We start from the raw sequence: 14,712 nt of genomic DNA on the forward strand, positions 1-14,712 counted from the left end.
GCTTCCTCCTGGCTGTGGACTGGCTGGGTGGGCGCATGCAGGCCCGAAGTGCTAAGTAACCCCCAATAAATTATTGTGATTTCTGACTTCCATAACCGGCGCTCTGCGGCGTTGCCCGCTGCTAGCAGTGCTCGCACTGCGTCGCAGTGGGCGCCTTGCATAGCATCCGGTTCTGTTCGTCATAAATTCACAATAATTTCCTGATGATTACTTAGTCTGGCGGCAGGAGATTTACGCGTCTGTACGCGAACGAACGTTCAGTCTCAGGCTGCGCCGGGTCGTGCCGACGCCGCCCAGCGCCGCATGGCCCGTGTGGCGGGCGCAATGGTCGAGCGCCTGGCGCAGGGCCGTATCGACATTGCGCAGCGACATGTCGTGCCGTTCGGCCACCTCCTGGCGGCTCAGCTCGTCCACGCGCAACGCTTCAAGCACTTGCTGGTGGCGCCGCGGCAGCAAGTCGACAGCCTGCGCCAGCCGGCGCACGTCGGCATGCAGCTCGGCCAGGCGTTCCGGCCCCGCCGCCGTATCGGCGAGGAAATCGACCAGGCCAGCCTCGTCGTCGCCCTCGTCCGCATACAGCCAGGCGCGGTTGCGGCGCAGGCTGTCCATGGCCGCATTGCAAGCCACGCGAAACACATAGGCGACGGGGCTGTGCGCCAGCGGCGCCCCATCGCCCGCCGCCAGCGCCCCCAGGCGCAGCCAGGCATCGTGCAGGCTGTCGCTGGCCAGCTCGGCACAACCCAGGTGGCGCGTCAGGCGCCGGTGCAAGCCCCGGTAATTGCTTTCCAGCACAGCCTGCATCTGCCTGCCCTGCCCCGGCAACGACGCTGGCGCCATGTCGTTGGCCGCCCGCAGACGGGGCCGGATGGCGGGCCGGCACCAGGCCATGCCGGCCGCGCGCAAAGGCAAGGGTTCGGCCAAGCGGGCCATCATGGCGACAACCTGCTGCGCTCTTGCGCCGTCAACTGGCGCGTGGCCGATTCCGGCAGCGGGCCCAGGCCCAGCACGCGCACGGCGCTGCGCGGGTTGTAGTCGGCCGCCTCGATGCGCGCGCCGTCCTGCGGCATCGCTTGCGCGCTGTCAGGCGGCGCGTCGCTGCCAAAACCCAGCACGCGCACCGTGAACACGGATGGCTGCGCCGAACGGGTGGCGGCGCGTTCGCGCTGCACCACGTCCTGCGCCGCCGCCGTCGCCTGCGTGGCGGCGGCGCTGGCGTTCGTCATGGCAGCCACGTTGACGGATGCCACCGTCGGCATGCCCTTGGCTTCGCCCTTGACCTGGATGTTCGCCGCGTTCATCACCTTCAGCGCGGCCAGGTTGACGTTACCCGAGACGCGGATGCCCGCCTCGCCCGCGTCGATGGTGCCCAGCGGCGCCAGCAAGTCTACGTCGCCGGCCGGCACTTCGGCAATCGGCGCCAGGGTGGCGATGCCGGCGCCCGTGCTCGGCACGTCGGATGACAGGGTCACGTTGCCCCAGTTGTCATACACGCGCTTGGGCGGCGTGTAGACGATGGTCGACTTCGAACCACGCCCCGCGTTGATGTCGCCCTCCGAGGACCAGCCCAGGATATCGCCGCCAAACGTGGTCATGACGCGGCTCTGGCCCAGCAGGATGCTGCCGTGCGAGAACAGCTCGATATTCCCGCCGCCCTTGGTGATGACACCCGAGGTCGACGGCGGCGCCTCGCCTTCGATACCGAACACCTGCTTGCCGCCTGGCGTCAGCAGCTGGATGTCGCCGCCGAAGTTGGTATGCACGTAGCCGCTGCGGGGAACGATGCGGTCGTTTCTTCCCGAGTCCGGGTTGTAGAGACCAAACGTGCCGCGGTACATGACGATGTCACCCACATAGGCAATCGCCTTGCCGCTGGAGTCAGTGGCCGGCGTCAGGCCCGCGATGGCGTTGCGGCTGCGCAAAAAACTGCCGTAGCGCGAACTGTCCCAGTCGTTGTACTCGCGTCCGCCCGCCTTCAGTTCGGCGAAATACACATTACGGGCAAACACGCGCTGCTGCGGCTCGGGCAAGGCCAGATAAAAGGCCTGCGCTTCGGCGGGCGTGCCCTTGAAGCCGTAGCGCTCGCCGAGCCACGCAGCCAGCTCCCTCTCGTACGATTTCACGACCTTGCCAGCCTGGTCGGCCAGCGGCACGCCCGTCTGCGCCACGTTCGCCGGGTTGAGGTAGGGCTTGACGAAGCGCAGGTAGTCGAGACCGGCCGCGCCCACGCCCGCCTGCATGGCAATGCTGGCGCCCGCACGCTTGTCGCCCTGCACAATGGGGCCGAGGCTGACGACGCTGCCCTTGTCCTGCATCAGGATATTGCGCCCGGCGCTGATATCGAGCGTGCCGGGGCCGGCCACGTTGAAGGAACTATTCAGGATATCGCGCCCGGCCGAGACCAGCGATACGTCGTAGGCGTTGTTATGCACGAACAGGTTGCTGCTGTTGTTGAACATCATGCCGCCCTCGCTGCCTCCCACGCCTTCCAGCAGCGCCGTGCCGCTGCTGACGATGTCGCGCCCGGCCTTCATCCAGACCGGTTGCGCACCCTCATACCAGGTGATGCCCGCATGCTTGGCGTCGTAGAACTCGACGATGCGACCGACGTTGACACCGACCAGGTCGCCCTTGACGGCATAGATGCGGGCCGCCTGCGTGCCGCTGTTGCCAGGGCCGGCGGCCGAATCGGGACCGAAGGCGAACAGCGGATATTTTTCTACCGTGGCCGGCGCTCCCGTACTGGACAGATTGCTGGCCAGCGGACCGGTCGCCCACGAATTGGGGGTCAAGGCGAGATAGGCGGGCTTGAACGGCGTCGCCATGCTGTCCGCTGCCGCGCCGGACTGGCCGATGGCAAAACCGCCCGCATAGATGGAATCACCGGCCAGCCACTGCAGTTGTGCATTCGGTGTAGGCGCCAGCAGCAATGGTGCGGCATAGCTGTTGGCAGCATTTGTGTCCACAATCGTCTTGCCGTAGTACAGGCTGCCATGCGCTGCGGCAACGCGCACGATGGATGGGTAGATGGTGGCGAAGTCGGTTTCCGTTCCGATCGACGCCGTCAATGGCGTCAGATTGCCGCCGGCGGAGAACAGGTCGAGCGCCGTGTGCGGCGTCCACAGGCTGAACCAGCTGTAGCCGACGCCCAGTTCGCCGGATGGCGCAAGCGCCGAGGTCGGGTTGACCATCAGTACGCGGCCGGGGTCGGCCACATCTTGCAGCACCTGGTCGCCCAGGGTCGCCACGCTGAACGTGGCGTCGCCCGGCACCAGGGTCATGCCGCCCCGTGGCGTGGCGCGCGTGGCCGTGAAGGCATCGTAGGCGCGTGTTTCTTTCGGTGCATGATCGGTATTTCGTGTGCCATATTGCAGCACCAGGCTGCCCAGTTGCGCGGCCGACGTTTCCGCATGGCCGCGCAAGTCGACCAGGGCGCCATTCATGTGGCTGCCGCCCGGCGTGCCCGCCGGGTTGATGGCGCCGCCCACGCGCAGGTCCAGGTCGCCGCCGCCCGTCAGCCGCATGCTGCCATCGGCATTCACGCGGCCCGTGCTACCCACGGCCAGCAGCAAGCCCTGCGAACGGGTATTGATATTGGCGTCATAGCTGCTGCCCTGCGCCAACGCCAACACGCCGGCGTCGCCCGCCACGTCGGCGCGCAGATTGCCGCCGCCCAGGGTGCCGAAACCCGTAAAGCCCAGGACGTCGTCTGCCAGGGTGCTGCGGCCAACATAGGTGCCGAAATTGACCCACCATGCCACCGGCTGTGCCAGGCCGCCGATGGCGAGACCACCGCTGCCCTGGCGCCACAGCCAGTTGCCCACGGCCGTGCTGTCATAGCCCGCGTCCGCGGTGACGGGACGCAAATTGGTTGCGGCACTGCGGCTCAACAAAGAACTCGTCAGGTCGCCCGCAACCTTCAGCAGCAGATTGCCACCCTGGTCGGGGTACCAGGCACGGTAAATGCTATCGGCACCGCCATCGACCAGGTGTTCATGCTCGCCGTCCGGATTGTTCAATACCTTGCCGTCGGCATTGCGCGCCCGTGCCTGGTTGAACGGGTCGCCTGGCAACGTCGCCGTAGACGACATGCCGGCCGTGTACACACCGTACAGGCTGTCCATGCGCAGGTCGCCGCCGCTGACCAGGTCCAAATCGCCCGTACCCGTGCGCAGCACGCTGTAGCGCAAGCTGGACGCCTTGTAGTCAAACGTGGGACTGGAGGTGCCGCACCAGGTGGGATATTCCTCGCATAAAGTTGGCCAGCCTAATGCCACGGGGTCGAGCAGGTCGCCCGCCTTCACGCTTGGGTCCGCAAACTCTTCGGCGCCTGCCTTGGTCCACACGTATGCCACCTTCAGCACGCACATGCTCGGGTCGTTGGCGCAGAATACCTCGACAGTCTGGCCGAACTGGCTGGTGAATTCTTCGGTGATGGGTTCGCCCGCCACGATGCCGGGGATGTTCTCCCGCTCGCCCAGTTCCTGCGCTTCCTTGGTCCAGTACTGCACGCCCTTCGGCGGCACCAGGATACCGTGCATGCCGTAATGGCTGTCGGCCAGGCGCAGGGTGCCGTGGGCGGGATGCGCCTGCACGCTGCGCGTGTCGGCCGCATCGAGGGCGGCGCCCGCCACCAGGCGCAAGCCCCACGCTTGCGAGCCTTCGGCCAGCATGGGCGCGATGGCCCACAGCTTGCCCTGGCTGCCCGCCACTTCCGGACGCAGCTGGATCGATTGCACATTGGGCATCAGCTTGACGTCAGTGCCGGACGGGATCAATGCGCCCACGGCCAGCGCCAGGTTGCCGTTGAGCATGAAGCTGGAGCGTTCGCCTGCCACGCCAGGCAGCGGCACGCCCTTAGGCCAGGTCATGGCGCCCACTTTCACCGGTTGCTTGAGCACGCTGCCTGCGTCAAGGCGCATGCCGGCGTCCAAGGTTTGCGCCGTGGCCAGCAGGCTGCCGGCCGCATGGATGATGTTGCCGGCGCTGTCGCGCACGGCCGCCGCCAACACCGTGCCGGCCGGCAAGGTCACGGCCTCGTCCAAGGTCACGGCCGCGGGCAGGCGGGTATTCGCGCCCAGATTGAAGCCCTTGACGGGCAAATCGTAGTTGAGCGCGATGCCGCCCGGGAACAGCGTGCCGTCGGCCACGATCACGCCCTTGCCCGGCACGATGACGTCGCTGCCATTGATGTCGCGGCCCGGCAGCAAGACCCAGCCTTTGTCATCCTTGGTGGCGGGCGGCGGCGCGAAGCCGTCGTTGATGCTGCCGTAAATGCTCAGGTCGCCGCCGGCGCGCAGCAGCAGGCTGCCCACCTCGCCCGAACCGCGCACGCCCGTCTGCTGGAAGCGCGGATTCAGGCTGGCGTAGCGCATGCCCGACAGGTCCAGGTCGCCCTGCACCACCAGGTCGCCGTCCGGCGTCTTGCTGACGATATCGACGCCGGGACGCAAATGCAGCGCATCGGCATACGCGGCCGTCGTCAAGCCCGCCAGCTTGCCGTTGCGCAAGTTCGTGTTGGCCAGCGCCGCCTCGATGAAGGACGTGCTGTCCGCATGCTTGCTGTCGAGATACGCCTGATTGATCACCTGGTAGGGGCGGCCGCTGGCCGACAGATCCGGCACCAGCACGCCATTCGCGTCCGGCGCCATGGCGTAGGCCGCGTCGTCATAGCGCTGCATGGCGTTGACGGCGATGGATTTCGCGCCGCGGATGGTCAAGCCGCCGCCGGCCGCGATGGCGATGTCGCCAAAGGTGGCGGCGTCGGCATCCGTGCGGGTGCCGCCGCTGCCCAGGCGTGGCGCGCTCAGCTCCACCGTGCCGCGCGAGGTGCCGTCATATTCGCCCTTGCCCTTGCCGGCCACGGCCGCCGTGCCGTGGCGCAGGTCGATCTGCGCGCCGCCGGCCAGGTCCAATGTGCCCTCGCCCGCGTTCAGTTCCACCATGGCCCGGTTCGGGCTGTCGATGATCTTGCCATAGCTGTCGACGCGCAAGACGGTGCCATGTGCGTCGAGCACGGCATTGCCGGCCAAGGTCAGCCCATGCTTGCCCGCCAGGCGAATGCTGCCCACGCGCTCGCCACTGGCGTCGATCACGCCAGCGACGGTGAGGCGGCCGCTGTCGACGGCCACCTGCACTTCACCCGCCTTGAGCTCATTGCCGATGGTCAAGTCGCCCTGTTTCAACTGGAAGCTGCGCCCGCCCGTCACGCCGCCTTCCGTCAGGCGGGTGTTCAGCGTAGCGAACTGGCTGTCCAGGGTGCCGCCCGCGCCCAGCGTCTGCGCGCGCACGTCCACGCTGCCCTTCTTGTATGGCACCACGGTACCGCCCGCATCGTAGCTGCCGCTGGCGCCGCCGAGGATCTTGCCTTGCAAATCCACCATGCCGGCCGCGCCATCGAGGGCCACGGCCTTCAAGCTGCCGGCGCGGTTGTTCTCGGCCGACAGGTCGATCACGCTGCCCGCAGCCTGGCGGATATCGCCGGCGCTGCTGTCCAGGGTGACGTCGCCGCCCCAGCTGTATTTATCCACGTCAAAGAAGGTGCTCTTGCGGCCCGCCATGTCGATGCGCGCGCCGTCGGCCACGGTGATGTCGTGCTGCGCGTTGACGGTGAGCTTGCCGCTAGGTAATACCACGGCTGTCGCCACAGTCACGCTGTCGCCCTGCAAGGTCAGCTGGGCGCCCAGTCCGTCGTTGTTCTTGACGGCAGCCGCTGGCGTCGCGCCGGCCGGCGCCGCCACCGTCAGCGCGCCACCCGCCATATAGCTGTGCGCGGAACCAGCGTCGCCCGTCAGCAGCGGCGTGATGATGTTCAGCTTGCCGCCGCTGTACTGGACACCCTTGCCCGTTTCATATGCGCCCTGCGTCTGGTAGACGGACAGGCTGCCCTTGTGGTTGGCCGTGACCTGGCCCGACGCTTTCAGGTTGACGGTGGCAAAGCCCAGCGCCAGGCGGTCGAACGAGGCGACGCCGGCCGGTTGCGTGAACGGGCCGAAGCCGAAATCGATGCGTTCCGCTTCCAGGTTCAGGGTGCCGCTGCCCGTGCCGGCGCCATGCGCAATGATATTGCCTGCTGGCGACAGCGCGCCGCCCCAGATCAGCTTAGCCGTGCGGATGGTGGCCACGGCATCGGCGCCGCCCTGGCCATACATGGCCGGCGTGGTCAGCACCAGGCGCTCCAGGGTGGATTTTCCCGTGCTCTTGTCGTAGGTATCGAGCACCACGTCGCCATAGAAATTGACGCCGTCTGCCGCACTCAGCATCAGCGCCTGCAGCGCCGGTGCGCCCGTGCTGGTATCGCCGCGCAGCAGGCGGTCCAGCACGCCCTGGTTCAGGGCCAGGCCGCTGGACCGCGTGCCGCTGGCCTGCGCCGCCGCCAGCGCTTCGCTGTTGCCCATGTTGATGGCGCCCACGGACAGGCTCAGGTTGCGCGTACCGTAGCGGGCCGAGTCGTCCAACTGGAAACTGCCATTCGTCGACAGCAGCAAGGTGCCTTCCGAGTACAGGCTCGCTGTGCTGGTGCTGGTGCCGGCGCAAGCGTAATCACACACGCCGATGCGGATGCCGCCACGCGCCGCTCCGCCGACCGGCGCCACATTGAGCAAGCCGTTCGACGCGGCCAGCACGTGCATGTCCGCGCGGGTATTGTAGATGAAGCCGTCGTTGGCGTCATACGCGGCCTTGCCGCGCCCCAGGGTGCTGATGCCAGCGCCGGGCGCGATATCGATCAATCCATCGCCAAACTCATAATTGCCCGGGTCCTGGGCCACCAGGAATACCTCGGGCGCCGACAGGACGGCTCCCGCGCGCAGGTAGATGGCAGTCGCCGATTGAACGCCGAAGTTCACGTAATTGCCGCCCTGGCCGTATGCCACCGTGGGTGTGTTGCCCACCACAATGCGGGCCGCACCGATATTATTCAGGCTCGAGGCGCGCACGCTGACCAGCCCGGCGCCGCTGGTGGCCGGCGCGCCATCGGCGAGAATTTCAATCTCGCCATTGGAGACATTGCTCGATCCCAGCATCACGGTGCCGCCATAGCCGCCCTCGGCTGCGGCGAACTTGCCGGTGCCATTGAACTGGAATGTGTCCAGGCCGCCATCTTGCGCCAGGGTCAGCTTGAGCGTCTTGGCATCGGACGGCAGCATTGCCCGGGGAATGCCGCGCGTCTGCGCATCGGCCAGGGCAAATGCGGCATAGCCCGTTTCATTGTATTGGGAATACGTGCGCAAGACCTTGGCTGGCGTGAGTATCAGCTGGCTGGCCAGCGGCGCGCGGATATCCGTGCCGGCAATCGACAGGGTGCCGGGCGCGGCCCAGGAACCGTTGCGCAGCTGCTGCGCCAGTGTGCCTGCACTGCCCTGACCCGCCAGGCCGTTCAATTCGACGCGGAAGGCGCCCGGCAGCAAGGCATAGGTCGAGGGCATCAGGGTGTAAGTGCCGGCGGGCAGGCCCGGCACCCCATTGCCTATGCTCACCTGCCGGCCCACGGCCGCATCGGCAGCACCCTTTTCGCCACCCACAGGCGCCTGCGGCGTTTGCACGCCCGGCACGATGGCGTACACAGGATTGGTCGCCAGGCCAGGCAACACGAAACCGCCGTGCGCGCCCACCTGTACCAGTGGATGGGTGCGCGCATCGGTGGAACCACCGCGGCCGGCGATGAAACCGGCGCCCATCAGTTCGCCGCCGCCGGACAGATCGAGCAGCGCGCCCGACCGCACGTCCACGGCCACGCCGGCCATTTGCACGCCGACGCGCAAGCCGCCCTGCCCACTGAAGCCGCCCACGCCCAGGAAGGCGGCCAGCTTGCCATCCACATTCCAGGCCTGTCCATCGACGGTGCCGCCGTACGGCATGACCAGGCCGGCGCCGCTGACGGAGGTGATACTGCCAGGTAATAGATTCACGCTCAGGCTCTTGTCATTGTCATAGCGGGCCGCGCCGATCGCCAGGCGGCCCAGCGGCGCGCGCACCACGCCGCCCTGCTCGATATGCGCGGCCTCCAGTTCCAGCGAGCCGAAGGCGGAATACGGCATGGCTGGCACGCCATCGGTCGTGCGAGAAATGTTCAGGCTGCGCGCGGGGTCGTAGCCGAGCTTTCCATCGACCAAGCCAGAGCCAACGCGCACGGCGGCGCCGGCGCCCGTTTCCGGATACAGCTGGGCCGCACTGAGGGTCATGTCGCCCGGCGAGGACAGCACCGTCGACGCTTGATTGCCATCCCAGCCCAGCGGGGACAGCAGGAAACGCAGGTCGCCGCGGCTGCTCAGACGCACGTCGTCGGCCAGGATGGAGACCATGCCGCGCACGTCGATCAGGTCACCCGCTATGCCGATCTGGCGGGCGACCGGCGACTGCCCCGCGCTGCCTGGCGCCGTATAGAAATCGCGCCCGACGGGCTTGATGCTGGCCAGGCGCACATACGGCGCCGCGATGCTGACCTTCGCGCCAGGCTTGCTGCCAGGCGACAGCATGGGCGCACCGTACAGCTGGAAGCTTTGCTGCAGCGTCAGCGACACGTCTCCATCGAAGGAGGCGGCGCCCAGCAGGGCCAGGTTGCCGAAACCGCCCGCTGCCACCTGGTCCACGGACAAGCGGCCATGGCCGTACTGCAGCGTTTGCGCCCCGTCCTGAGCCGCCTCCTGCGCACTGACGCCATCGGCCAGGTCGCTGGCGACCTGGTGCTGCGTCAATCTCAGCTGGCGTCCCTGCAGCACCCTGGGCGTGGCCAGCACTTTGCGGTATTCGGGCGCGCCCGTGGCAACAGACAGGGTACCGCCCGCCGCGCCCGTGCCGCCCGCCCTGGCCAGCAGCTGGCCATCGAGGTACAAGCCATTGTTCGACGCCAGCGCGATGCTGCCGCCCGCGCTGGCCACATCGAGCGCTGCGCCATTCACGTCCAGCACGGCGTGCGCACCGGAAGCGTCCAGCACGGCACCGTCGCGCACGACGACAAACAGGCTGGCCGCCGAGGTACTGCCCTGCGCATGGTTGATTTCGCCGCCGACGACAATGCTGCCGCCATCGATCACCTTGCCGTAGCGCCGGCCCTGCACGTCCGTGGCCGTGACGGCGCGCGACGCCACGTCGAGCACGGCGTTCTCGCCTATCCACAGGGAACGGCCATGGCCGGCCGCTTCCACCGCTTCGGACACATTCACGTCGACGCCCACGCCGCCCAGGCTGATCTTGCCGCCCCAGGCGTTCAAGCGCCCTTCCACCGTCAGCTGGCCCACGCTGGACAGCTTGATGGCCTGGCCCGCATCGACATTCACCACGGCGCCCTTGCCGATCAGCAGTTCGGCGCTGGCCATGTCGGCCGCGCCGGACCGGATATCGCCCACCTGCAAGGCCAGGCTGGCGCCCTTGCGCTGGGTCAAGGTGCCCTTCAGCGCATTTTCCGTGTATTGCTCCGGCGTCCACAGGGCCAGTTTTTCATTGTCCACCACGCGCAGCACGGGCATGCGCACATCCACCTGCGTGCCATCGGCTACAGTCAAGCCCTGCTTGCCGAGCAGGCTATAGCTGGAAAAGCCCTTGTCGAAGAAGTCGCCGCCCAGCTGCAGTGTGCCTTTCTGTGCGGTATCGGCTGGGCCGACCAGTATCTTGTTCGCCTGCAATTCCAGCTTGCCGCCGCCCGCCACGCCGTGGCCGCGCACTTGCGCGCCTTCGCCCAGCGCCAGGTCGGCCTGCGCGCCATAACTGGCCAGGGTCAGATTGCCGCCCTTGCCGCCCTGCTGTTTCGCCTGCGCCAGGATGGCCGCGCCCGAGCTCACGTCGATCAGGCTGCCATTGCCGATGCGCACGTCGCCAACCGCGCGCAGGGAAACGCTGCCGCCGTTCAGGTACGGCAGGCCGGCGGCGGCCAGCGGGTCGCGCAGCACGTTACTGAGCAAACCGCTGGTGTCGAGGCTGACGCCATCGGCCAGCACCAGCTTGCCCAAGGACGCGCCCGGATTGACGAATGTGTCAGCCATGCCCGGCGCACCGATCTGGTTCAGTACATTGCCGGCCATGATGCTGCCTCCATGGCTGCGCAGGCTGGCATTGATGGCCACGTCCTTGCCGAACAGGGTGATATTGCCGCCATCGGCCACCTGCAGCGCGCTGTCGACGATGATTGCTCCCTTGGCTGCGAGGCGGATGGCGCCCAGTTGCTGATTGTTCAGCAAGTTGGTGTCGAGCAGCAGCCTGCCCTCACGTTCCGGCGCCAGCGCGCCTGTTACGTCGAGGCCGGCGGCGATGCCGTCCTGTACGCGCGTCAGGCGCACCTCATCCATGACGGCCGACAGCGCATGCTGCAGCACGCCCGTGCGCTTGTCGAACATCGGCTGATACTGGCCAACGATCAATTGCCCCCGCTGCGCGGCCGCCAGTTGCGACTGCTGGTAGCCGTCGAGCAGCGCCTGCGGCGCCTGTACCTGGCGCTCGCCCTGGAAGACGTCGCCCGCGATGCCCCCTTCCAGCACGGCCGAAGCGGTGGCGACCACCAGCTTGCCCGCGTCGCGGCCCACCGTGTAGCCGTTTTCCAGGCGTTTTTGCGCGGCGATCAGGGGATTGGCGTAGAAGGCGCTGGCCTCCTTGCCCCAGCGCGCGTGTTCTTCCTCGTAACCCTTGTACACGCCCGCATACTGCAGGTCGGCGGGCGCGCTGCCCGCTTCATATAGCTTGCCGTCCGCGCCTTTCAGCCAGGTCTGGCGCAGCGCGCCCGTCTGCACGTCCAGCGTGCCACCCGACAGGTTGATGCCGGAGCCGGCTTGCGTGACAACATCCTTGCCGCCGAAGCTGACGGTGCCGCCCTGCGCCATCCACTCGCTGACGGAATGGCCCTGCGTGCCCAGGTAACCGGCCACTTCCAGCAAGCCTCCCGCCGTGTACCAGCGGTCGCTGTCGTAGCCGTTCGTGCCCTTCGGTACGAACACCAGCTTGCGGCGGTCGACCCATATATTGTTGTTGATCAAGGCCTTGCCGTCACGGTTGACGGGCGCATCGCGCTGCTCGTTGCCCTGCACGTTGATTTCGACATTGTTGGCCGCCATGGCAACCTTGACGCCCACGGCGCCGGAGACGTCGAGCTGGGCGCCGTCGCGCACAAGGCTGCGGCTGGCGGCGTTGACGGCGATCTGGCCACCCGTGGCCACGGTCAGGGAATCGCCGAGGAATTCCACCGTGCCGGCGCTGCCGATCTCGATGCGCGACTGGTCGCGGCGGTCGTTCACGGCGAGAATATTTTCCGTCGACGTCACGGCCGGGCCGCGCATGGCGTCGCGCTGGCTGTCGAGCGCCGTGGTCTTGCCGTCGTCTTCGACCAGGATGGCCGTGGTGGCACCGCGTCCCAGCGTCACTGCCGCGTCGCTGCCCAGCGCGTTCAGGTGGATGGTGCCGCGCGTGGCCGTGGTGGTGGACGCGAGCAGCACGCCGTCCTGCTGTACCGTGCGCCCAGCCAGGGTGATGTCGCCTTCGCGCGCCTGGATCAGGCCCGTGTTGACGACCTTGCCCGCCGAGCTGCCGGCCGCGAACTGCGGCATGACTTCACTGCCGCGCGTGCTCGACAGCGGATTGCCATCCGTACCCACGCCTTTTTTAATGTTAAAGCTGTCGCCGGCGGCCAGCAGGGCCTGACCCTTGGGCGTGCTGATCTCGCCCCCATTGTGGACTTCCTTGCCCAACAGCATCACATAGCCGCCGCCTTCCGTGCTGCCCTTGGGCGCATTGCTGGCGATGCGCGCGCCCGCCTGCACCTGTACCTTGCCGGCCGCATCGGTGAACGTCGTGGCGCCGGCCGTGCCGGGGCTGTAGATGCCGTTCTTCTGGAATTGTGTGTCGCCGATGCGGGCCGCGGCCGCCACCAGGCTGCGCGTATCGACCTGGCTCGTGCCGGTAAACACAATGCCGTTGCGGTTGACGAGCAGCAGCGTGCCATTGGCCTTGATCTGGCCCTGGATCTGGCTGGGTCGCGCTTGCGGATCGTTGACGCGGTTCAGCACGGCCCAGTCTTTTTGCTGCTGGAACGTCAGGGTCGTGTCCTTGCCCACGTTAAACGTTTCCCAGTTCAGGATGGCCTTGTCCGCCGTCTGCTGCACCACCACGGCCGTCTTGCCCGCCGCCACCGTCTGCACGGGCGCCTGGGCGTTGAGCCAGCCGGCCGTCAGGCTGTTGGTGTCGACCTGCAAGCCGCCTTTCACTAGACCATCGGCTGCGCCGGGCACGCCGGTCGCCGCCTGGCGCGCCTGCGCCTGGGCCGCTTGCTGCGCGGCGATGGCGCGCGCGGCCAGGTTCAGGTTGTTGAGCGAGCGCTGTAACGGTTCATTCGCCCGCTGGCCCTCGGGCCGGCTACCCGGCGGCAGCGGCTGGCCATTCGGCAGGCGGCCCGAGCTGGCCGCCGTATTTTGCGCCGCGCCCTTGGCCGCGAACCAGCCGCCGCTGAACGCCTGCTGCGCGCGCGCCGGCGTGGCAAAGGCGCCCGCCATCAGCATGGTGGTCAGTGCGTAAGCGAGCGGCGTGAGCCGCAAGCGGCTGCCCAGCGTGGAGGACCGCTGCGCGCCCGTGTCAACGTTCGGGACTGGGCGCTGGGCAGTGTGAAGCTTGGTCATGGCAATGGTTTCCTGGCTAGAGAGTAGGGAACGGAGCCTGGCGGTGGCGCAGACGTCCATGCCTCCATGACGTAGCTCGATGGCGGAAGGGATAATGTTTTTTGAAAAATATTTTAACCAGCTCCCGCAGAGAAGCCCGGAATCAGCTCAGCAAGACGATGCCACCTGGCAAGCTGGTCATTTGCGCCCCATACAGGTCGCGTATCATCGCCAGCGCGCCATCGGTTTGCCCGATGGAAAAGCGCATGCGTACCAGGCGGCGGCCCAGTTCGGGATTGCGCAGCAGCACGCGGCCGGGCCGGTAGCGGTTGATTTCATCGACTACCTGGGCCAGCGGCTTGCCGACAAACGACAGCGCGCCCGTGCGCCAGGCGCTCGCCTCCTCCGGCGCGACCGTGGCCGCCTGCGCGCCCCGCTCGTCATACACCAGTTGCTGACCCGCATCGAGGGTCTGGCGCCGCTGTTGCCAGAGCACGTCCACGGCACCGGCCAGGCAAGTCACGCAAACGGCGTCGTCCGTGTGGCGCACATTGAAGCGGGCCGACTGCGCCAGCAAACGCCCGGCCCCCGCCAGCACCGTGACGGGCTGGCGCGCGCCGCTGGCGAGGATTTCCGCCTCGCCGCCCAGCAGTTCGATCGATTCGTGGGCGCGCACATTGATGCGCGTCTGCGTATTCATCTGCACCGTCATCTGCTGCGACAGGGCTACTTGCCGCTGCTCACCCGTGCCCGTGCGGTAGTCGGCGCTCAATTCCTGCAGCGACGGCCAGGCCCCCAGCGGTGGGCGCAAGGCCAGCACGGCCACGCCGGCCGCCAGCGCGCCGCCGAGGAAGGCGCGCCGCCCGGGGCGCGCCGGGAAGGCCAGCACGTTCGCCCGCTGTGGCGCGGCGGCGGCGCAGGTCAAAGCGGGGGCTAGAGCCTGCCACAGCTGTTGCAGTTCGCGCCAGGCGCGCGCATGCTCGGGGCTGCGCGCGCACCAGGCGCGCAAGGCATCGGCGTCGGTCTGCGTAAAATCGTTGGAACGCAGCCGCGCCCACCAGGCAGCGGCTTGCTGGCCGATGGCAGCGTCGCCGTCGGGATGATCTAGAGGGTCGCGTGGATCGCGGTCAGGAGCAGTCAT

The 14,712-nt window shown here is 67.6% G+C and carries 3 protein-coding genes; all 3 read right to left on the reverse strand.

The genetic code is table 11. The features are described from left to right. Positions 1–231: 231 nt before the first annotated feature. Positions 232–933 carry a sigma-70 family RNA polymerase sigma factor gene (locus ACQ4WP_RS08285; protein WP_436519529.1) on the reverse strand — a complete coding sequence of 234 codons (702 nt, stop codon included), beginning with the start codon at positions 931–933 and terminating at the stop codon, positions 232–234. After that, on the reverse strand, positions 930–13,592 hold the full coding sequence (locus tag ACQ4WP_RS08290; RefSeq protein ID WP_436519531.1) for a filamentous hemagglutinin family protein: 12,663 nt from the start codon (positions 13,590–13,592) through the stop codon (positions 930–932). The genes ACQ4WP_RS08285 and ACQ4WP_RS08290 overlap by 4 nt, the downstream gene beginning before the upstream one ends. Positions 13,593–13,734: 142 nt before the next feature. Further along, positions 13,735–14,712 carry a FecR family protein gene (locus tag ACQ4WP_RS08295; protein ID WP_436519533.1) on the reverse strand — a complete coding sequence of 326 codons (978 nt, stop codon included), beginning with the start codon at positions 14,710–14,712 and terminating at the stop codon, positions 13,735–13,737.

Source organism: Janthinobacterium lyxosi, assembly GCF_051380665.1.
In the GTDB taxonomy this organism is placed as follows: domain Bacteria; phylum Pseudomonadota; class Gammaproteobacteria; order Burkholderiales; family Burkholderiaceae_D; genus Janthinobacterium.

Excerpts from the sequence above, each read along its gene's own strand:
- ACQ4WP_RS08285 (WP_436519529.1), bottom strand. The coding sequence starts at position 933 with ATGATGGCCCGCTTGGCCGAACCCTTGCCTTTGCGCGCGGCCGGCATG.
- ACQ4WP_RS08295 (WP_436519533.1), bottom strand. The coding sequence starts at position 14,712 with ATGACTGCTCCTGACCGCGATCCACGCGACCCTCTAGATCATCCCGAC.
- ACQ4WP_RS08290 (WP_436519531.1), bottom strand. The coding sequence starts at position 13,592 with ATGACCAAGCTTCACACTGCCCAGCGCCCAGTCCCGAACGTTGACACG.